We start from the raw sequence: 20,938 nt of genomic DNA, 5'->3' as shown, positions 1-20,938 counted from the left end.
ATTAAACCTCCTTCGGATTGGCCAGATAACCCGTGGTATCACCACTCGGTCGGCTATTGGCATTGGGTTTCAGCACGATGCACGGCCGGGTAAAATGCGCCGCCGGCAGCGGGGCCACCTGTGCCAAAGTGCCATGCTGCTGGCGTAGTTGCTCGATAGGACCAAAGTCCAGGGCCCGCAGCGGGCAGGACTCCACGCAGATAGGCTTGTTGCCTTCTGCCACTCGCTCATGGCAACCATCGCATTTGGTCATGTGCCCTTTGGCCGCATTGTACTGCGGCGCGCCGTACGGACAGGCCATGTGGCAATAGCGACACCCAATACACACCTCTTCATTCACCACCACAAAGCCATCTTCCCGTTTGTGCATCGCACCGGTCGGGCACACTTTGGTACAGGCGGGATCTTCACAATGGTTGCAGGCGATCGACAAATAATAGGCAAACACGTTTTGTTGCCAGCCTTCGCCATCCTGTTGCCAATCGCCTCCGGCATATTCATAGATGCGGCGGAAGCTGACATCCGGCGTCAGGTTTTTATAGTCCTTGCAGGCCAGTTCGCAGGTTTTGCAGCCGGTGCAACGACTTGAATCGATAAAGAATCCATATTGCTGAGTCATTGGCTACCCCTTATACCTTTTCGATTTGAATCAGATTGGTATGCTGCGGATTCCCCTTCGCCAAAGGCGAGGGACGATGGCTGGTCAGGGTATTCATGCAGGCGCCATGATCGACCCGATCACCGCTCATATCCGCCTGATGCGCGGCGTTACCTTGGCTTCGACCCGTACTTCGCCACGGCCGTTGAACACCCGCACCTTGTCACCGGCGAGGATCCCACGCGATTGCGCATCCAGTGGGTTGATCCACACTTCCTGGCGGCAGGCCGCCTGCAAAATATCGATATTGCCGTACGAGGAGTGGGTGCGCGCCTTGTAGTGAAAGCCAAACATTTGCAGCGGGTAGGTTTTACGCAGCGGATCGTCCCAGCCTTCAAAGGTAGAGGCATAAACCGGTAACGGGCTGATGGTTTCGTCTTTCTCCAGTTGCCAGTCATTGGCAATCTCAGCCAGTCGGCTGGAATAGATTTCTATCTTGCCGGACGGCGTTTTTAACGGGTTCGCTTCCGGATCCTGACGGAAATTTTTGTAAGCCACGAAATGGCCATTGGGATCTTTACGCTTGTAGATGCCCATGCTGCGCAACGCTTCATAGCCCGGCAGCAGGGGATCCCGCGCCTGCATTTTGGCGTACAAATATTGCAGCCATTGTGCCTGGGTACGCCCTTCGGTGAACTTCTGATGCACCTCTGGCCCCAAACGACGCGCTACTTCACTCAGCACCTCATAGATGCCTTTACGTTCGAATTTGGCGGAGGTGGCGGGTTGAATAAAGATCAGATAGCCCATGTTACCGGCATAGTCGTTGGGAATAATGTCTTCCTGTTCGACGGTCATCAGATCCGGCAGCAGAATATCGGCATATTTCGCCGACGAGGTCATAAAGTTTTCCAGCACCACTATCATTTCGCATTGGGAATCGTCCTGCAAAATATCGTGGGTTTTATTGATGTCGGAGTGCTGGTTGGTGATGGTATTACCGGCATAGTTCCAGATGAACTTGATCGGTACGTTCAGTTTATCCTGACCACGAACCCCATCGCGCCTGGCGGTCATTTCCGGGCCTCGTGCAATGGCATCGGTCCAGCTAAAACAGGAGATTTGCGCTTTGACCGGGTTGGTCAATACCGGCATACGCTCAATGGTGATGGTATAGGTGGATTCACGCGCCCCACTGTTGCCGCCATTAATGCCAACATTGCCGGTCAGAATCGGCAACATGGCGATGGCCCGCGAGGTCAATTCCCCGTTGGCCTGCCGCTGCGGCCCCCAGCCCTGGCAGATATAGGCCGGTTTCGCGCTGCCTATTTCCCTTGCCAGTTTGATAATGCGATCTGTCGGAATGCCGGTAATTTTTGCCGCCCACTGCGGCGTTTTTTCAACGCCGTCCTCACCCTGTCCAAGAATATAGGCCTTGTAATGGCCATTTATTGGAGCATCGGCGGGTAAGGTTTTTTCGTCGTAGCCAACGCAATATTGGTCCAGGAAGGGTTGATCGACCAGATTCTCGCTGATCAACACATGCGCCAGTCCAGCCACTAATGCCGCATCCGTACCTGGCCGAATCGGGATCCATTCATCCTCACGTCCGGCGGCAGTATCGGTATAACGTGGATCGATAACGATCATCCGTGCATTAGAGCGTTCACGCGCCTGCTCCAGATAATAGGTAATACCGCCACCACTCATCCGCGTTTCCGCCGGGTTATTACCGAACATCACCACCAATTTGCTGTTTTCAATATCCGAGGTGCTGTTACCTTCATTGCTGCCATAGGTGTAAGGCATGGCGCAGGCGATTTGCGCGGTGCTGTAAGTGCCATACTGGCTCAGGTAACCGCCATAGCAATTCATCAGACGGGCGACCAGTGAAGCATTCGGCGATGAGCGGGTAATATTGCCGCCGACAATGCCCGAGGTGTAATTGATATACACCGCCTCGTTGCCATATTGCCCGACAATCCGCTTCAGGTTGTTGGCGATGGCATCATAAGCTTCGTCCCAGCTGATACGTTTGAATTTGCCTTCACCCCGTTTACCGACGCGCTTCATGGGATAATTCAGGCGGTCAGGATGGTTCATTCGGCGACGAATAGAACGACCGCGTAAACAGGCTCGCACCTGGTGGTCGCCATACTCATCCAGGCCGGTGTTATCGGTTTCGACCCAATAAACTTCATCGTCGCGGACGTGTAAACGCAAGGCACAGCGACTGCCACAGTTAACCGAACAAGCGCCCCAGACCACTTTGTCCTGTGCGGCTTGTAGCACACTTTCACTGATTGAAACCGCTAAAGCACGCCGGCTAAAGGGCAATGCGATACCCCCGACGGCCAGCGCCAACCCGACTATGCCGCTGGATTTTACCAACGTACGACGGCTGAATCCCCCAGACTCCTGACGGTTTGTTTTGTTTTCCGACATAACTCACTCCACGTTTTACCCTGGTATTGATAAACGTCATGCCCTTGATTCAAGGCAGCGATCAGAGGAGACAGATCCGATGTCTGTTGATGAGCCTGAGAAAAGCCCTCCTCTATGAGTGGATATTACTCAGAAGTGAGTAGTGAACTTTGTCTGCTATCAATAAAGCGGGGGAAGTATCTGAAAGAAAAAGGGCTTTCGAACAAAGGGGTAACAATTTTCTTATAAAAAAAGCGCCCGTAGGCGCTTTTCGTGGAACAGCTAACTTATTAACCGATATATTCCAGGCCACCCATATATGGGCGTAATACTTCTGGTACCTGAATACGGCCATCGGCCTGCTGGTAGTTTTCCAGCACCGCCACCAGCGTACGACCTACTGCCAGACCAGAACCGTTCAGCGTATGCACCAGGCGCGGCTTCTTCTCGGTTTTGCTGCGGCAGCGGGCTTGCATACGGCGCGCCTGATAATCCCACATGTTGGAGCAAGATGAGATCTCACGGTAAGTGTCCTGCGCCGGCAGCCACACTTCCAGATCGTAGGTCTTGCATGAGCCTGCACCCATGTCACCGGTACACAGCAACATTTTGCGGTATGGCAGGTTCAGCAACTGCAGCACTTTCTCTGCATGGCCGGTCAGCTCTTCCAGCGTAGCCATAGAGTCTTCCGGACGGACGATCTGCACCATCTCAACTTTGTCGAACTGGTGCATGCGGATCAAACCACGGGTGTCACGGCCATAAGAACCGGCTTCGGCACGGAAACAAGGCGTATGCGCGGTCAACTTCAGCGGCAGAGATTCCTCTTCCAGGATCTCGTCACGCACCAGGTTGGTCAATGGTACTTCTGCCGTTGGGATCAGCGCATAGTTGCTGCTGTCGGACTCTTCTTCCAGCGGTTTGGTGTGGAACAAGTCTTCACCAAACTTCGGCAACTGGCCGGTACCGTACAGCGTGGCATGGTTAACCAGATAAGGAACGTAGGTTTCCTGGTAGCCGTGCTGTTCGGTATGCAGATCCAGCATGAACTGGGATAACGCACGGTGCATGCGGGCGATTTGCCCTTTCATCACCACAAAGCGTGAACCCGTCAGTTTTACCGCCGCGGCAAAGTCCAGACCCCCGGCCATTTCGCCCAGGTCGACGTGATCGCGCACCTGGAAATCGTACTGGCGCGGTTCGCCCCAGCGGCTGACTTCCTGGTTATCGCTGTCGTCTTTGCCGTCTGGCACTTCATCGTCAGGCAGGTTCGGGATCGCCAACGCATAGTCACGGATTTCAGCCTGCAGCTGGTCCAGCGCGGCCTTGGCCGTGTCCAGCTTGTCACCCAGTTCGTTTACTTCGCGACGCAGCGGCTCAATGTCTTCCCCGCGCGCTTTAGCCGCGCCGATGGATTTCGATCGGGAGTTACGTTCTGCCTGCAGCGTTTCGGTTTCTACCTGCAGAACTTTGCGACGCTCTTCTTGAGAACGCAGCAGATCCAGATCGAGTTTAAAGCCTCGGCGAGCCAGTTTGACGGCGACTGCGTCTAGCTCATTACGCAGCAGATTGGGATCGAGCATGCTAATCCTGTGCTTATTGTTATTGAAAGAAAATTTGATGTTTTATTCGGCTGAATTTATAGCCGCATAAAGGAAGAGTGATACCCGCTAACCTTACCGCAACGGCAACGCTAGCGGTAGCGTTTTGTCTGGCTATTTTGATCCTGCTCAGCAAGCCATGCCAGCTTTTCACCGATTTTACCTTCCAGCCCGCGAGTGGTTGGATGATAGTAACGCGTCTTGGCCATTTCGGGCGGGAAGTAATCTTCACCGGCGGCATAGGCATTGGGTTCGTCGTGGGCGTAGCGATATTCTGCACCCAACCCCATTTCCTTCATCAGCTTGGTTGGCGCATTGCGCAAGTGCTCGGGTACGTCATAATCAGCCATCTCTTTGGCGTCACGTATTGCCGCTTTGAAGGCGGTGTAAACCGCGTTGCTTTTTGGCGCACAGGCCAGATAGACGATAGCCTGGGCTATCGCCCGTTCACCCTCCGCCGGCCCTACCCGAGTGAAGCAGTCCCAGGCCGCAATAGCCACCTGCATACCACGCGGGTCAGCATTACCGACATCTTCAGAAGCGATCGCCAGCAACCGGCGTGCCACGTACAAGGGATCGCCCCCGGCGGTAATAATACGGGCATACCAGTAAAGCGCAGCGTCCGGTGCTGAACCACGCACCGATTTATGCAGCGCCGAGATCAGATCGTAAAAGCGGTCGCCTTTATTATCGAAACGCGCACTGCGTTCCCCGGAGACTTCTTTCAGTAATTCCGGCGTCAATACGCGGATGCCTTTGGCGTTGATTTCCGCCATGTCCGCCATCATCTCCAGGCTGTTCAGCGCCCGACGGGCGTCGCCGCCCACCAGCTCCGACAACATGCGGCGCGTCTCTTCCGGCAGTTCGATATTCTGGCCACCCAAACCCCGGCTGTTGTCTTGCATCGCCTGATCCAGCACCTGACTGATATCTTCGGCAGTCAGTGCCTTCAGTAAATAGACGCGAGCACGCGACAACAACGCCGAGTTAAGCTCAAAGGACGGGTTTTCGGTGGTGGCGCCGATAAAGGTGATGGTGCCGTCTTCAATATGCGGCAGGAAGGCATCCTGCTGGCTTTTGTTGAAGCGGTGCACCTCATCGACAAACAGGATAGTGCGGCGACCGGAGTCACGGTTTTGACGTGCGCGCTCAATCGCCTCACGGATCTCTTTAATCCCGGACGTGACGGCAGAAATACGTTCGACGTCCGCCTGGCCATAACGGCCGATCAATTCCGCCAGCGTGGTTTTCCCGGTGCCCGGTGGCCCCCACAGAATCATCGAATGCAGTTGTCCCGCCTCGATAGCCCGCGGCAAAGGCTTACCGGCAGCCAACAGATGCTGCTGGCCGATGTATTGTGCCAGCGTAGTCGGCCGCATCCGCGCGGCCAACGGCTGGAATTCATTCTGGGAAAAATCGAGCGACATATTACTCACGCGGACCTCACTGGCGCTGGTCGTCCAGCGTCACCCCCTTCGGCGGGGTAAATTTGAATTTGCTGGCATCAGCCGCGACATTCTGCTGGCTTTTCAGCGCGTAAGAACTGCGTTGGCCGTCCTGCTCAACCGCGGCAAAACTGCGGATAGTGCCGCTGTTATCCACGGTAATAGCGAACTGTTTCAGGTTGCCGCTGCTGGATTTTGGCGTCAGCTCAAAATCATTGCCCTTCTGCTTAACGTTGTACTGTTTCCAGTCATTGGCGTTATTACGGGTGATCAGCATGAACGGCGTGTTGCCGGTGGCGTTTTTCAGCCAGGTGGCAGTGACCTGCTCAACAAAGGGATTGTAGAACCACAGGGTCTGACCGTCTGACACCAGTACGCTCTCGTCCGGCGAGGTCATATGCCAGTTAAACAGATTCGGGCGCTTAACCCAGAGTTCGCCTTCACCCTGCTGTACCGCCGCGCCATCGCTGCTGGTCACCGTCTGGGAGAAGCTGGCGTGGAAACTGTTCACTTTCGCCAGACGACTTTGCAAATCCTGCGCGGCGTCGGCCAGCACAGAGGTGGAAGCGAAACCCGAAAGCAGACAACAGGCAACTAACAGTTTTTTCATTATTCCAGATACCTTATGAAATGCGTTAACCGCAAGGCGGTGCCGTGCGGGTCAAATTACCCCTTAAACACCTTTACTCTACCCGAAGCCATTCGCCGGCAGATAGGCCAATGTTCCGAGAAGCCGATGGGTTTACGCTTCTTTGCACAAGGGCCGCTAAGCGGCCCTTTTAATTAAATAACAACGATTAAAACTTCATCAGTCATGCCGTGGCGGTGCCAGCACCTCGCGGTTGCCGTTGTGCCCCTGCTCGCTGACGATGCCCTGCGCTTCCATCTGTTCGATGATACGCGCGGCGCGGTTATAACCGATGCGGAACTGACGCTGTACGCCGGAGATAGAGGCGCGGCGTTTATCCACCACAAACTCCACCGCCTGATCAAACAACGGATCCAGCTCTTCGTCACCGTCCAGACCACCGCCGGAACCCCCCTCACCGTCGTCACCGGCGTTGAGGATACCCTCTTTATATTGAGGTCGTTCACGCGCTTTCCAATCCTTAACCACTGCATGCACTTCCTGATCGCGCACAAATGCACCATGCACACGTACCGGAATGGAGGAGTTAGGGGCCAGATACAGCATGTCACCCATCCCCAGCAGGGATTCAGCACCGCCCTGATCGAGGATGGTGCGCGAGTCAATCTTGCTGGATACGGTAAAGGCAATACGGGTCGGGATGTTGGCCTTGATCAGGCCGGTGATCACATCCACCGACGGACGCTGAGTTGCCAGCACCAGGTGGATCCCCGCCGCACGCGCTTTCTGCGCCAGACGAGCGATCAGTTCCTCGACCTTTTTGCCGACCGTCATGATCAGGTCGGCAAACTCATCGACCATCACCACGATGTAAGGCTCTTTCTCCAGTACCGGCGGCGTGATGTCCATGCTGTCGGTCGGTTTCCAGAACGGATCCGGGATCGGACGCCCCATGGCTTCAGCCTGATCGACGCGTTCGTTATAACCGGCCAGGTTACGCACACCGAGCGCAGACATCAGCTTGTAACGACGCTCCATCTCGGCGACACACCAACGCAGGGCATTGGCGGCGTCTTTCATGTCGGTAACCACGTCGGTCAACAGATGCGGAATGCCCTCATAGACCGACAGTTCCAGCATTTTCGGGTCGATCATGATAAAGCGCACTTCTTTCGGCGTGGCCTTATACAGGATGCTCAGGATCATGGCATTGACCCCGACCGACTTACCGGAACCGGTGGTCCCCGCGACCAGCAGGTGTGGCATTTTCGCCAAATCGGCCACCACCGGTTCGCCGGAAATGTCTTTACCCAATACGATCGCCAGCGGCGACGGATTGTCGCGGAACGCCGGGCAGTCCAGCACTTCTCGCAGATAGACCGTCTGACGCTTGACGTTAGGCAGCTCCAACCCGACGTAAGGCTTGCCGGGGATCACTTCCACCACACGCACCGCGGAGGTCGACAATGAACGCGCCAAATCGCGCGACAGGTTGGAAATACGTGCAGCCTTGACGCCCGGAGCCAAATCCAGCTCGAAGCGGGTGATGACCGGACCTGGCAAAATATCCACCACGTCGGCTTTCACCCGGTAATCGGCCAGGCTGGCCTCCACCAAACGCGCCTTTTGTTCCAGTGCGAAGGAATCTACCGGTTCCACCTCTTTCGGGGCTTCGGTCAGCAGATCCAGCGTCGGCAACGGCGTGGTCGGTTTTTGCAACGGCATATCGTTGCGCATCAGGAACGGGTGTATCAGGCTGTCCATCGCCGGTTGCTGCACAGCGGCAGGTTCCGGTTGCGCCACAGGCTGCTGATAGGCTGGCGGCTGTTGCTGCACTGCCGGTTGCTGCTGCGGTTGTTGGTAAGCAGGCTGATAGGACTGTACCGGCGGAGTCTGAGGCTGAGCCGGCGCGGCGGGCTCAAACTGACCGAACGGCACATCGTCTTCACGCTCGCTTTGCTGCTCAATGCGCTCTTCCAACTGTGGCGACAAGGTGAACAATGGCTCAACCGGGCCATCATCAACCAAATCATCCATCGGCGAGAAGCCGAACGCATTACGGGTATCGACCGGCGTAGTTGGCTGCACCGATGGCGCGACTTCTGGCTGGCCATAGCGCTGGCTTTGCTGGTTGGCAAACGCTTGACGCAGTGCGGCCTCCTGCAGAGCAGCTTCATCATCCAGATTATCCGACGCAGATTCCTCACCGTAACGCTGGCTTTGCTGCTCGGCAAATGCCTGACGTAACGCCGCTTCCTGCAGGGCTTCATCATCTGGCGAAAGATTATCCGCATTCTGCAATGGCTCATCGTCCCCTCGGGTGCGCTGTTCCTGTTCGGCCATGCGCTGCGAAGGCAGTTTGATGCCATAAGAAGCCAGTTCACGACGAGTCGGAATGCGTACCGGATTAGGACGCGGTAATTCAGGGCCGAGGCCTTGTTTCACCTGCGAGTTAGCATCACTGGTAGCGCTAAAGGCCGGCATAAAGGTATTGGCGGCAACAGCACCGGCAATCGCCGCCGCTGCGGCAGGTGCCTGAGGTTTCACGCTGCCAAACGGGGTAACGGCAGGCTCAGCGGCACTGAAGCCGGCCGGAGCGCTGACGTCAACGCTATCACGCTGGGCGGCAGAAAAATCAAACGGGGAACGGTCTGGCGACGGCGATACGGCCGGTGCGTCCCAGTTCCCCATACGCGGTTCATCGTCGTCCCGGTAAGGATCGGCCTGGCGCGTCAACTTCGGCGTCGGCGTCTCTTCAGGGATTTCAAACGAATACAGCGGCGGTGCGGTGTTTTCTGCTACCGCACTCATCGGATGCTGGTTCACCGAGGCCGGAGCCACAGGTGCTGCAGTAACCGACGGTGCCTGAGCCACGACAGGTGCCGCAGTGACAGGGGCGCTGGCTACCGCTGACGCGACAGGCGCGACATCGGCCTCATCGTCATCATTAGCCCGCAGACCGCTGAGTAACGGATCTTCGGCATCTTCCGCCGCCATTTTGGCGGTTTCCGTTACCGAAGGCGCAGAGAACAACACGTCGTCTTCCGCCGCATTGGCCGCCGTTGCCGAGGTAGCCACAGCAAGCGCGGCATCCTTGTCAGCGGATTCAGGCTGATCTTCGACGTAGCGCTCATCATCGTCATGATAACGGTCTTCACGACGTGAGCGGTTGGTCATAAAGGTGGCCGTACCCAGCACCACGCCGCCGATGCGCTCGGCGATCACCAACCAGGACCAGCCGGTAAACAGCGTCAGCCCCGCAGCCCAAACGCACAACAGCCCCAGGGTGGCGCCGATACCGTTGAACCACGGCAACATGGCGTTGCTCAGCAAGCTGCCAATCACGCCGCCGGATGCGAAGTAATAGAGGTCGTCGACATTCAATGCCGCCAGGCCACACGAGGTGAGCACCAGCGCCAACGTGCCGATCAGGCGCAGTGAAAGCGCAAAATAGTCGATGTATTCGCCATTGCCGCGCTGACGGTAAGCCGCCCAGCACAACACCAGCATGATCGGCGGTATCGCATAGGCGAGTACCCCGAAGGTGAAGAACAATGTGTCGGCCATCCAGGCCCCGACGCCACCGCCCAGGTTATGAATAGGCTCATGCCACGCGGTCTGCGACCAGCTTGGGTCAGAGGGATTAAAACTGACCAAGGCAGCCATGAGGTAAATGGCAAAAATGGCTACCACAATCAACACAGCTTCGAGCAAACGGCGACCGCTGCTGAGTTTTCTCAAGGTAACTTCTTTATCTTCTGTATATTCCTGGCTCAAGAAAGGCTCTCCAGGTTCCTGTTAGCTGACATAGCAACAGCGCCGAGAAGCTTCCCCGGCGCCGAAACTGTATGAATAAACAGGAGTGTAACCAATTTAATCAGGTTTTGCACCTGCACCCTACCGTGTTTTGATAACCAGACGGTTACTCTGTTTCACTTCTTCCATTACCACGTACGTACGGGTGTCGTTAACCCCCGGCAGACGCAGCAAGGTTTCACCGAGCAACTTACGGTAAGCCGACATATCCGGCACGCGGGTTTTCAACAGATAGTCGAAATCACCGGACACCAGATGACACTCCTGAATTTCTTCAAGCTTCTGAACGGCTGAGTTGAATTGCTCAAACACATCCGGCGCACCGCGATTCAACGTGATTTCCACGAAAACCAACAGGGAAGCGTCCAGATAATGCGGGTTGAGCAAAGCGGTATAGCCATGAATAAAACCCTGGCGCTCGAGGCGGCGCACGCGTTCTAAACATGGAGTTGGAGATAGCCCCACGCGCTTCGAAAGCTCAACGTTCGAAATACGCCCATCCTTCTGCAGCTCGTTCAGGATATTGCGGTCGATACGGTCGAGATCTTTACCCGGGCGTTTCTTATTGTCTGCCATTATTATTGTCTCTCTTATTTTCTTCCCTGCACTTGCCACACCCTAACCAACATCAATGTGTAAGGGTTCGTTCCAAGCGAAGACCCAATGCCTGTCATATGCTTCACTACCATCATCACCCCTTGTGCAGTCTGTCTGTCAAACCCTGCACCGGGTAGTTAAATGACGTTATTGCAAGAAGAAATCCCCCTCGCTTGCGCGGTGTCCCCTCACCCGCCGCACGCGGCTTCAGCAACGGCGCAAAATTCTGCGCCAACGCCGTAAATACGTACGATTTACTGCAGGGACAGGGATAATTTCTTCTTCCTATGATGTTTTCGCAAATGCGCAGCGGATTGTCAAAGTAAAAGAAGCAAAATCAGAAGAACGTACCGTCATGAAAAGTTAGCACCCCGTTTTTAGTTATGAATCGCTGGCTTAAAAACCCCGCTGCCAAGGCGCTTAAACCCGCTTTACGGGCTGTTTCTGACCCATTGAGTACACCACAGTGTTGAGTGGCTTCCATAAGTTAAATTGCTGCGTTTTACGCTCGCTTTAGCAGCAAAATAATAATTAATAGGCCATGACTATCAAACAAATCGTTAACAACATCCCCTGACGCTTTTTTTAATGCCGCATTTTCCCTACAATCGAATCCATTGTCCGCCATTGTGGGAAAAGAGGTTATTCATGGGCACGGCTAAACACAGTAAATTATTGATCCTGGGCTCCGGCCCGGCTGGCTACACCGCCGCCGTTTACGCAGCGCGCGCCAACCTGAGCCCGGTATTGATTACCGGTATGGAACAAGGGGGTCAGTTGACCACCACCACCGAAGTGGAAAACTGGCCGGGTGATGCCGAAGGCCTGACCGGCCCGGCGCTGATGGAGCGTATGCGTGAGCATGCGGAAAAATTCCAGACCGAGATTGTGTTTGACCACATCAACAGCGTTGAGCTGCAGAACCGTCCGTTCCGTCTGTTTGGCGACAACGGCGAATACACCTGTGATGCTTTGATCATCGCCACTGGCGCTTCCGCACGTTACCTTGGCCTGCCTACCGAAGAAGCGTTCAAAGGCAAAGGCGTGTCTGCCTGTGCCACCTGCGACGGTTTCTTCTATCGCAATCAGAAAGTCGCGGTCGTCGGCGGTGGTAATACCGCCGTGGAAGAGGCTTTGTACTTGTCCAACATCGCGGCCGAAGTTCACCTGATTCACCGCCGTGACAGCTTCCGTTCAGAGAAAATCCTGATCAACCGGCTGATGGAGAAAGTGAAAAACGGCAATATCGTGCTGCATACCGACCATACCCTGGACGAAGTGCTGGGCGATCAGATGGGCGTGACTGGCGTACGCATCCGCAGCACCAAAGCGGAAAACCAAACGCAGGACCTGGAACTGGCTGGCGTGTTTATCGCCATCGGCCACAGCCCGAACACCAGCATTTTCGGTGGTCAGCTGGAACTGGAAAACGGCTACATCAAGGTGCAGTCCGGCATTCACGGTAATGCCACCCAGACCACCATTCCTGGCGTATTCGCTGCCGGCGACGTGATGGACCACATCTACCGCCAGGCGATCACCTCCGCCGGGACCGGTTGTATGGCGGCGCTGGACGCTGAGCGTTATCTGGACGGCATTGCCGGCGCAGAAGTGCTGTAACCCCACACTGTCATTTTGAAAAGCGGCTATCACAGCCGCTTTTTTTTTGCCGCCATCTTTCTGTTATACCGCTATTTGACCGCTTTATTATTTTCAGTCTGTCGGGTGAAGAGGTAACATTGGCCTTCACTTGTTCGCTTCAGGTTGGGGCAAACACTTTTTTTAACAGTACGTTAACCTTGTCTGTACCCACAGGCGCCGGCGACGCAGACCCATATCTGATGAAAAAAACCAGACAGCAACAGTTAACACATTGGCTCAAAACTCAGAGCAGCCTGGCGCAGCGTTGGTTGCGCCTTTCCATGTTGTTGGGGCTGATAAGCGGCATTCTGATTGTCGCCCAGGCATGGCTATTGGCTGCCCTGCTCCACGCGCTGATTATCGAGCACGCCCCGCGCGAACAGCTTATCCCCTCGTTTATCTGGCTGGCCGCCACCTTCGCATTGCGGGCGGTGTTGAGTTGGCTGCGTGAACGCGTCGGTTTTATCTGCGGACAGGTGATCCGCCAGCGTATGCGTCAGCAGGTGCTGGATAAACTGCAGCAACTCGGCCCGGCCTGGATCCAGGGCAAACCGGCCGGCAGTTGGGCCAGCATCATCGTCGAACAGATCGAAGACATGCAGGATTATTATTCTCGCTATCTGCCGCAGATGTACCTGGCGGTGTTTATCCCCGTGCTGATCCTGATTACCGTATTCCCGATAAACTGGGCCGCCGGCCTGATCCTGTTGACCACCGCCCCGCTGATCCCCATGTTTATGGCGCTGGTCGGTATGGGTGCCGCAGACGCCAACCGCCGCAACTTTGTGGCGCTGGCACGACTGAGCGGTAACTTCCTCGATCGCCTGCGCGGTTTGGATACGCTGCGCCTGTTTAACCGGGCTGAAGCGGAAACCGCGCAGATTGCCAAATCATCCGAGGATTTCCGTACTCGCACCATGGAAGTCTTGCGACTGGCATTTCTGTCGTCAGCGGTGCTGGAGTTCTTTGCCTCCATCTCCATCGCTGTGGTGGCGGTCTATTTTGGTTTCTCGTTCCTTGGCGAACTTAATTTTGGCAGCTACGGCACCGGCGTTACGCTGTTCGCCGGTTTCCTGGTGCTGATCCTGGCACCGGAATTCTTCCAGCCGCTGCGTGACCTTGGGGCCTTCTACCATGCCAAAGCGCAGGCGGTGGGCGCAGCAGAAGCGCTGGAAACCTTCCTCAGTGCCGAAGGTGAGCAAATGGGTAGCGGCACGCAAACGCTGGATAGCGATGCGCCGCTGGAGTTGCAGGCGCAGGATCTGGAGATCCTGTCACCGGATGGCGTACTGCTGGCCGGCCCGCTGAGCTTCACTCTGCCCGCGAACCAGCGCATTGCTTTGGTCGGGTTGAGCGGCGCCGGTAAAAGCTCGCTGCTGAACCTGCTGCTCGGTTTTCTGCCCTATCGCGGTTCTCTGACGGTCAACGGCATCGAGTTGCGCGAGCTGGCCGCCGAAGGCTGGCGTCAGCAGCTTGGCTGGGTAGGACAAAACCCGCACCTGCCGGCTCAAACGCTGCGGGCCAATATCCTGCTGGGCAACCCGCAGGCCAGTGACGCCCAGTTACAGCTGGCGGTAGAGCAAGCCTACGTCGGTGAGATCCTGCCGCATTTGCCACAGGGATTAGAGACTGAAGTCGGCGATAACGCCGCCCGTCTCTCCGTCGGTCAGGCCCAGCGCGTAGCAGTTGCCCGGGCGCTTATCAGCCCACGTCGTTTGCTGCTGCTGGATGAACCGGCCGCCAGCCTTGACGCCCACAGTGAACGGCGGGTGATGCAGGCACTGAATGCCGCCTCGCATCAGCAAACCACCCTGCTGGTGACCCACCAGTTGGAAGATACCGAAGACTACGACCAGATTTGGGTCATGGACGGCGGGCACATCGTCCAGCAAGGCGATTACGCCACGCTGAGTGCCCAACCGGGCCTGTTCGCCAATCTGATTGCACACCGCAGCGGGGATCTATAATCATGCGCGTTTTGCTGCCGTTTCTGGCGCTATACCGTCGTCACAGCCTGCTGATCTGTCTGGGCATTGTACTGGCCATCGTTACGCTGCTGGCCAGCATCGGACTGCTGGCGCTGTCTGGCTGGTTCCTCGCCGCTTCGGCCCTGGCCGGGCTGGCGGGCCTGTTTACTTTCAACTACATGCTGCCGGCCGCCGGTGTCCGCGGTGCCGCCATTTTCCGCACCGCCGGGCGCTACGCCGAACGCGTGGTCAGTCACGATGCCACCTTCCGCGTGCTGTCCCATCTGCGGGTGTTTACCTTTAAAAAGATCCTGCCACTGTCGCCGGGCGGCATTGCCCGTTTCCGTCAGGCCGATCTGCTTAACCGTCTGGTGGCGGATGTCGATACGCTGGATCATTTGTACCTGCGGGTGATCTCACCGCTGGTCAGCGCTGCCGCCGTGATTGTGGTCGTCACTTACGGCCTGAGTTGGCTGGACACCTCTCTGGCGCTGACGCTGGGGGGCATTCTGCTGATGCTACTGTTGCTGGTGCCCCCGGTGTTTTATCGTGCAGGCAAGCCGATTGGCGGCCAGTTGACCACGCTGCGCGGCCAGTACCGTACCGACCTTACCGCCTGGCTTCAGGGCCAGGCCGAACTGGTGGTGTTTGGCGCCGTTGAAAGCTTCCGCGCCGATCTGGATACCACCGAGCAGCACTGGCAGCGCCGCCAATGGCAGCAGGCCTCGCTGGGCGGCATGGCGCAGGCACTGATGATCCTGGCTAGCGGCCTGACAGTCACCTTGTTGCTGTGGCTCACTGCGGCCGGTATCGGTGGCGACAGCCAGCCCGGTGCGCTGATTGCGCTGTTCGTGTTTGCCGCGCTGGCCTCATTTGAAGCGCTGATGCCGGTGGCTGGCGCTTTCCAGCATCTTGGGCAGGTGATCGCTTCCGCCACCCGGGTGAAGCAGGTCATCGACCGGCAACCGGAGGTCAGCTTCCCTACCCGCGGCCCAGCGGCTGAGAAAGGCGCTGCCCTGAGTCTGCAACGGCTGACCTTCACCTACCCCGACCAACCGCTGCCGGTAGTGCAGGACGTCACGCTGGAGATTGCCGCCGGTGAACACATTGCTCTGCTCGGGCGTACCGGCTGTGGCAAATCGACCCTGCTGCAATTGCTGACCCGCGCCTGGAACGCCGATAGCGGCCAGGTGCTGCTCAACGGCCAGCCACTGAGCGCTTACGATGAAACCACGCTGCGCCAGATGACCACCGTCGTCAGCCAGCGGGTGCATATTTTCAGCGATACGCTGCGTGAAAACCTGCGCATCGCTGCCCCGGCGGCCACCGATGAACAACTGCGCGGGGTCTTGCAGCAGGTCGGGCTGGACAAGCTGCTGGAGAACGAGGGGCTGAATGCCTGGCTGGGAGATGGCGGTCGCCAGCTTTCCGGCGGTGAGCAGCGTCGTCTGGGCATTGCCCGTGCGCTATTGCATCAGGCCCCCCTGTTGCTGCTCGATGAACCGACCGAAGGCCTGGATGCCGAGACCGAACAACAGATCCTGGCACTACTGCGCCAACATTGTCAGGGGAAAACGCTGATCCTGGTCACCCACCGTCTGTATGGGCTGGAGCACCTGGACCGCATCTGCGTGATGGACGGCGGCCAGATTGTCGAGCAAGGTGATCATCTCACCCTGATGCGTCAACAGGGGCGTTACGCCCACTTCCGCCAACGTATCAGTGGTATACCGCTGTAAAATGGCCTGTAGAGGACGCTGAGACCTTATATGCGCATTGTTAAGCTGTCACCGCAGTCACTGGCGTTCCCCTCTCCTGAGGGCGCTCTGCGCGATCCTAACGGGCTGCTGGCCATTGGCGGCGATCTGACCGCGCCGCGTTTGCTGGCCGCTTATGAGCGTGGCATCTTCCCCTGGTTCTCGCCGGGAGAAGCCATTCTGTGGTGGTCACCGGACCCCCGGGCGGTGCTGTTCCCGGCCGAACGTCATATCAGCCGCAGTCTGAAACGTTTTCTGCGCAGTAACCCCTTTCGCATTACGCTGAATCACGACTTTGCGGCGGTGATCGCCGCCTGCGCCGATCGACCGGAAGAAGGCACCTGGATTGGCCCGGAAGTACAACGTGCTTATTTGCATCTGCACCGCCTTGGCTTCGCCCACTCGATCGAGGTTTGGCAGGATGAAGAGCTGGTTGGTGGCATGTACGGTATCGCTCAGGGGGCGCTATTTTGCGGCGAGTCGATGTTTAGCCGCACCACTAATGCCTCCAAGTGCGCCCTGATGACTTTTTGCCGCCATTTTGCCGCTTATGGCGGAGAATTGATTGACTGTCAGGTGCTTAACGCTCACACTGCCACGCTGGGTGCGAGAGAGATCCCCCGAAGACAATTTTTGCAGCAGCTCAGCCAACTTCAGCGCAAGCCATTAGCGCCAGAGTGTTGGGCACCGCAAGTTTTACCCCCACAGCAGGTTGAACCACCCTCCCCAACAAACTAATTTTGCGGAAACGGTGCAATGTTCACCGACACTTCTTTACATAATGTGGGTTTTTCGGCATTATCTTGCCGGTTAAAAACTAAGGTAGTTAGACCTAGAGGATTCGATGGCCAAAGAAGACAATATTGAAATGCAGGGCACCGTTCTTGATACGCTGCCAAACACCATGTTCCGCGTTGAATTAGAAAACGGGCACGTGGTTACCGCACATATCTCCGGTAAAATGCGTAAGAACTACATCCGCATCCTGACGGGCGACAAAGTCACTGTAGAGCTGACCCCGTACGACCTGAGCAAAGGCCGCATTGTCTTCCGTAGCCGTTAATCGGCTCACTCGTCGCCAGCCGATGGCGGCACCGAGGATGTAATGCCTCCGGAGCCCTTTCCGTTTACCCCCGTAGCAACGTTCAACATCGAGTTGCAGGTGCGCAGGTAAACTGAGAGGGCTCAATCATTTCTGTTGTGGTGATGATTTTCACCCATAAAAAAAGCGATGCCGAAGCATCGCTTTTTCTTTATCTGACCCCGGACTTAGTGCACCGCACCTTCATCCGCTTTGCGCATTGACGCGCTGATAAATTGGTAAGTCAGTTTCTGATTCTCTTTGTCCAGCTCGACTTTCACCGAGCCGCCATCCACCAGTGAACCAAACAGCAATTCGTTGGCCAGCGGTTTTTTCAGGTTTTCCTGCATCACACGCGCCATTGGACGAGCCCCCATCGCACGGTCATAGCCTTTCACTGACAGCCAGTCACGCGCTTCGTCACTCACTTCCAGCGACACGCCCTTCGCATCCAGCTGCGCCTGCAGTTCGACGATAAACTTGTCGACAACCTGCTGAATGACTTCGGCCGACAGATGGTTGAACCAAATAATGTTGTCCAGGCGGTTACGGAATTCCGGCGTGAACACTTTTTTGATCTCTTCCATCGCGTCGGTGCTGTTGTCCTGCTGGACCAGACCGATCGATTTACGTTCTGTCTCGCGTACCCCGGCGTTGGTGGTCATCACCAGGATCACGTTGCGGAAGTCCGCCTTGCGGCCGTTGTTATCGGTCAGGGTACCGTTGTCCATCACCTGCAGCAGCAGGTTGAACACGTCCGGGTGCGCCTTCTCGATTTCATCCAGCAGCACTACCGAGTGCGGATGTTTGAGCACCGCATCGGTCAGCAGACCGCCCTGATCGTAACCGACATAGCCCGGAGGTGCGCCAATCAGACGGCTGACGGTATGACGTTCCATATACTCGGACATGTCAAAACGCAGCAGTTTGATATCCATCGCCTTCGCCAGCTGAACCGTGACCTCGGTTTTCCCGACGCCGGTTGGCCCGGCAAACAGGAAGGAACCGACAGGCTTGCGATCGTGTCCCAGACCCGCCCGGCTCATCTTGATCGCTTCGGTCAATGCTTCAATCGCCTGATCCTGACCAAACACCAGCATTTTCAGACGGTCGCCCAGGCTTCTCAACACATCCCGATCGCTCGCTGACACGGTTTTTTCCGGGATGCGCGCGATACGCGCCACCACCGACTCAATGTCGGCAACGTTGACGGTTTTCTTGCGCTTGCTGATCGGCATTAAGCGACTGCGAGCACCCGCCTCGTCGATCACGTCAATAGCCTTGTCCGGCAAATGACGGTCATTGATGTATTTCACCGACAGCTCAACCGCCGCACGCACCGCTTTCGCGGTATAACGCACATCGTGGTGTGCTTCGTACTTGGTTTTCAGGCCGTTGATGATCTGAATGGTCTCTTCCGGCGTTGGCTCGGTAATGTCGATTTTCTGGAAACGACGGGCCAGTGCGCGGTCTTTTTCAAAAATGTTGCTGAATTCCTGATAGGTGGTCGAGCCGATGACCCGGATCTTGCCGCTGGAAAGCAGCGGTTTGATCAGGTTGGCGGCATCTACCTGCCCACCGGACGCCGCACCGGCACCGATGATGGTGTGGATCTCATCGATAAACAGGATGCTGTTCTTATCCTGCTCCAGCTGTTTCAGCAGGGCTTTGAAGCGTTTTTCGAAGTCGCCGCGGTATTTGGTGCCCGCCAGCAGCGAACCGATGTCCAGGGAATACAGGGTGCAGTCCGCCATCACTTCCGGAACGTCGCCCTGCACAATGCGCCAGGCCAGCCCTTCGGCAATCGCGGTTTTACCCACGCCGGACTCACCCACCAACAGCGGGTTGTTCTTGCGGCGACGGCACAGTACCTGGATAGCGCGTTCCAGCTCAGGGTCACGGCCAATCAACGGATCGATGCCGCCCACCCGGGCCAGTTGATTGAGGTTGGTGGTGAAGTTCTCCATACGGTCTTCCCCTCCGGACTGCTCTTCATTCACCGGGTTTTCCGCATTTGGCGCTTGGCCCGGCTCGTCTTTACGTGTGCCATGTGAAATGAAGTTCACTACGTCAAGACGACTGACGTCGTGTTTGCGCAGCAGGTAAGCCGCCTGCGACTCCTGCTCGCTGAAAATTGCCACCAGCACGTTGGCGCCGCTGACTTCGCTGCGGCCGGAAGATTGCACATGGAATACCGCACGCTGCAGTACGCGCTGGAAGCTAAGCGTCGGCTGAGTGTCGCGCTCTTCTTCACTGGCGGGCAGCGTCGGCGTGGTTTGTTCGATAAAGGCTTCGAGTTCCTGGCGCAGTGCAGCCAGGTCCACCGTACATGCCTCAAGCGCTTCCCGCGCGGCAGGGTTGCTGAGTAACGCCAGCAACAGGTGCTCCACGGTCATAAACTCGTGTCTGTGCTCACGCGCCCTGGCGAAAGCCATGTTGAGACTGAGTTCCAGTTCTTGATTGAGCATAAGCACCTCCCCAATAGATTGCCTTAATCAGGCTTTTTCCAGCGTACAAAGCAACGGATGCTCGTTCTCCCTGGCATAACGGTTCACATGTACGACCTTGGTTTCCGCCACCTCGGCGGTAAAAACACCACAGATCGCCTTGCCTTGATAGTGGACCGTGAGCATCAGTTGCGTTGCGCGTTCAATATCATAAGAAAAGAACTTTTGCAGAACGTCAATCACAAATTCCATCGGTGTGTAATCGTCGTTGTTAAGTATAACTTTATACATAGACGGCGGTTTTACCGCATCGATTTGTTTTTCTTCGGCTAAGTGTTCAAAATTTAGCCAATCGTTGTTATTGCCCATCGCTGCTCATCTTCTCTGCTCTGTCCTTTAATATGGGGACAGGTTCCGGTTATTCAAAGTGGGGTATTCATACTATTTTATCATCTTCGCCGCCATCCCGCCGCACTGGAACGTGCGCAAAAATCACTGACGAATTGTTACCAAACAATGTCAATAGCGTTACCTGCTTCAAACTTTGATGAACTGCACCCCACCGACAAAAGCCGATCCCTTGACGTGATGATCATTTGCTCTAGAGTGTAAATTCGTGAGCTGGTGGTGTTTTAACCACTCTCAGGCTCATCTGCTGCCTGCCATTGGCGGGTGCGAATTCAGTTATTCATCTCACCTAAAAATAGCGTTGCGAGGGATGTAAAAGCATGGAGACGGGTACTGTTAAATGGTTCAACAACGCCAAAGGGTTTGGGTTTATCTGTCCTGAAGGCGGCGGCGAAGACATATTCGCCCATTACTCTACGATCAAGATGGACGGGTACCGGACGCTAAAAGCTGGCCAGCAGGTCAGTTTTGACGTGCACCAAGGGCCAAAAGGGAACCATGCGAGTCTTATTGTGCCAGTGGAAAGCGAGGCGTTGGCCTAAACGCTTCCACCAAGTCAGTCTGAAA

General features: G+C 56.2%; 14 protein-coding genes and 1 pseudogene. 6 read left to right on the top strand and 9 right to left on the bottom strand.

What is annotated here, in order from left to right; translation table 11 throughout:
• Position 1 precedes the first annotated feature (1 nt).
• The 7 genes and pseudogenes from NHG65_RS08515 to lrp all read right to left on the bottom strand — a co-directional run bounded on the left by NHG65_RS08515 (position 2) and on the right by lrp (position 11,049).
• A complete protein-coding gene (locus tag NHG65_RS08515; RefSeq protein WP_085116061.1) occupies positions 2–619 on the bottom strand; it encodes a DMSO/selenate family reductase complex B subunit in 618 nt (205 codons plus the stop codon).
• A gap of 10 nt (positions 620–629) precedes the next feature.
• A pseudogene (ynfE, locus tag NHG65_RS08510) lies at positions 630–3,043 on the bottom strand (selenate/tellurate reductase subunit YnfE).
• A gap of 269 nt (positions 3,044–3,312) precedes the next feature.
• The gene (gene serS / locus NHG65_RS08505; protein WP_099061790.1) at positions 3,313–4,605 is read right to left on the bottom strand and encodes a serine--tRNA ligase; all 1,293 of its coding nucleotides are present in this window, start codon (positions 4,603–4,605) and stop codon (positions 3,313–3,315) included.
• A 110-nt stretch (positions 4,606–4,715) separates the two neighbouring features.
• Positions 4,716–6,059: a replication-associated recombination protein A gene (locus NHG65_RS08500; RefSeq protein WP_099061791.1), complete on the bottom strand. Its 1,344-nt coding sequence runs from the start codon at positions 6,057–6,059 to the stop codon at positions 4,716–4,718.
• Positions 6,060–6,066: 7 nt separating this feature from the next.
• Positions 6,067–6,678 (bottom strand): outer membrane lipoprotein periplasmic chaperone LolA, encoded by a 612-nt coding sequence (lolA, locus tag NHG65_RS08495; RefSeq protein ID WP_085116057.1) that lies wholly within the window; start codon positions 6,676–6,678, stop codon positions 6,067–6,069.
• Positions 6,679–6,876: 198 nt separating this feature from the next.
• Entirely contained in the window at positions 6,877–10,434 is a 3,558-nt protein-coding gene (locus NHG65_RS08490) for a DNA translocase FtsK 4TM domain-containing protein (protein WP_499183158.1), read from the bottom strand.
• Positions 10,435–10,554: 120 nt separating this feature from the next.
• The gene (lrp, locus tag NHG65_RS08485; protein ID WP_004928318.1) at positions 10,555–11,049 is read right to left on the bottom strand and encodes a leucine-responsive transcriptional regulator Lrp; all 495 of its coding nucleotides are present in this window, start codon (positions 11,047–11,049) and stop codon (positions 10,555–10,557) included.
• Positions 11,050–11,718: 669 nt separating this feature from the next.
• Here lrp and trxB point away from each other — a divergent pair.
• The 5 genes from trxB (at position 11,719) to infA (ending at position 17,498) form a co-directional block, all read left to right on the top strand.
• On the top strand, positions 11,719–12,690 hold the full coding sequence (gene trxB, locus NHG65_RS08480) for a thioredoxin-disulfide reductase (RefSeq protein ID WP_099061793.1): 972 nt from the start codon (positions 11,719–11,721) through the stop codon (positions 12,688–12,690).
• A 221-nt stretch (positions 12,691–12,911) separates the two neighbouring features.
• Positions 12,912–14,678: a heme ABC transporter permease/ATP-binding protein CydD gene (cydD, locus tag NHG65_RS08475; RefSeq protein ID WP_207980079.1), complete on the top strand. Its 1,767-nt coding sequence runs from the start codon at positions 12,912–12,914 to the stop codon at positions 14,676–14,678.
• Positions 14,679–14,680: 2 nt separating this feature from the next.
• The gene (gene cydC / locus NHG65_RS08470; RefSeq protein WP_207980081.1) at positions 14,681–16,417 is read left to right on the top strand and encodes a heme ABC transporter ATP-binding protein/permease CydC; all 1,737 of its coding nucleotides are present in this window, start codon (positions 14,681–14,683) and stop codon (positions 16,415–16,417) included.
• A 30-nt stretch (positions 16,418–16,447) separates the two neighbouring features.
• Positions 16,448–17,173 (top strand): leucyl/phenylalanyl-tRNA--protein transferase, encoded by a 726-nt coding sequence (aat, locus tag NHG65_RS08465; protein ID WP_085116052.1) that lies wholly within the window; start codon positions 16,448–16,450, stop codon positions 17,171–17,173.
• A gap of 106 nt (positions 17,174–17,279) precedes the next feature.
• The gene (gene infA, locus NHG65_RS08460; protein WP_002211347.1) at positions 17,280–17,498 is read left to right on the top strand and encodes a translation initiation factor IF-1; all 219 of its coding nucleotides are present in this window, start codon (positions 17,280–17,282) and stop codon (positions 17,496–17,498) included.
• A gap of 206 nt (positions 17,499–17,704) precedes the next feature.
• Here infA and clpA read toward each other — a convergent pair whose 3' ends face one another.
• Together clpA and clpS are read right to left on the bottom strand one after the other, a co-directional pair.
• Positions 17,705–19,984 carry an ATP-dependent Clp protease ATP-binding subunit ClpA gene (gene clpA, locus NHG65_RS08455; protein ID WP_085116051.1) on the bottom strand — a complete coding sequence of 760 codons (2,280 nt, stop codon included), beginning with the start codon at positions 19,982–19,984 and terminating at the stop codon, positions 17,705–17,707.
• Between the two features lie 27 nt (positions 19,985–20,011).
• The gene (clpS, locus tag NHG65_RS08450; RefSeq protein WP_004928347.1) at positions 20,012–20,332 is read right to left on the bottom strand and encodes an ATP-dependent Clp protease adapter ClpS; all 321 of its coding nucleotides are present in this window, start codon (positions 20,330–20,332) and stop codon (positions 20,012–20,014) included.
• Between the two features lie 359 nt (positions 20,333–20,691).
• Between clpS and cspD the strand changes: the two genes are divergently transcribed.
• Positions 20,692–20,913, top strand: a complete 222-nt coding sequence (cspD, locus tag NHG65_RS08445) for a cold shock-like protein CspD (protein WP_012006105.1) — start codon at positions 20,692–20,694, stop codon at positions 20,911–20,913.
• Positions 20,914–20,938: the final 25 nt, after the last annotated feature.

The sequence above is a fragment of the Serratia myotis genome (assembly GCF_027474885.1).
Taxonomy (GTDB): Bacteria; Pseudomonadota; Gammaproteobacteria; order Enterobacterales; family Enterobacteriaceae; genus Serratia; species Serratia proteamaculans.
The sequence above is the reverse complement of the archived record's forward strand: the minus strand, read 5'-3'. Positions and strand labels throughout refer to the sequence as shown.

Excerpts from the sequence above, each read along its gene's own strand:
- NHG65_RS08515 (WP_085116061.1), bottom strand. The coding sequence starts at position 619 with ATGACTCAGCAATATGGATTCTTTATCGATTCAAGTCGTTGCACCGGC.
- serS (WP_099061790.1), bottom strand. The coding sequence starts at position 4,605 with ATGCTCGATCCCAATCTGCTGCGTAATGAGCTAGACGCAGTCGCCGTC.
- lolA (WP_085116057.1), bottom strand. The coding sequence starts at position 6,678 with ATGAAAAAACTGTTAGTTGCCTGTTGTCTGCTTTCGGGTTTCGCTTCC.
- lrp (WP_004928318.1), bottom strand. The coding sequence starts at position 11,049 with ATGGCAGACAATAAGAAACGCCCGGGTAAAGATCTCGACCGTATCGAC.
- trxB (WP_099061793.1), top strand. The coding sequence starts at position 11,719 with ATGGGCACGGCTAAACACAGTAAATTATTGATCCTGGGCTCCGGCCCG.
- cydD (WP_207980079.1), top strand. The coding sequence starts at position 12,912 with ATGAAAAAAACCAGACAGCAACAGTTAACACATTGGCTCAAAACTCAG.
- cydC (WP_207980081.1), top strand. The coding sequence starts at position 14,681 with ATGCGCGTTTTGCTGCCGTTTCTGGCGCTATACCGTCGTCACAGCCTG.
- aat (WP_085116052.1), top strand. The coding sequence starts at position 16,448 with ATGCGCATTGTTAAGCTGTCACCGCAGTCACTGGCGTTCCCCTCTCCT.
- infA (WP_002211347.1), top strand. The coding sequence starts at position 17,280 with ATGGCCAAAGAAGACAATATTGAAATGCAGGGCACCGTTCTTGATACG.
- clpA (WP_085116051.1), bottom strand. The coding sequence starts at position 19,984 with ATGCTCAATCAAGAACTGGAACTCAGTCTCAACATGGCTTTCGCCAGG.
- clpS (WP_004928347.1), bottom strand. The coding sequence starts at position 20,332 with ATGGGCAATAACAACGATTGGCTAAATTTTGAACACTTAGCCGAAGAA.
- cspD (WP_012006105.1), top strand. The coding sequence starts at position 20,692 with ATGGAGACGGGTACTGTTAAATGGTTCAACAACGCCAAAGGGTTTGGG.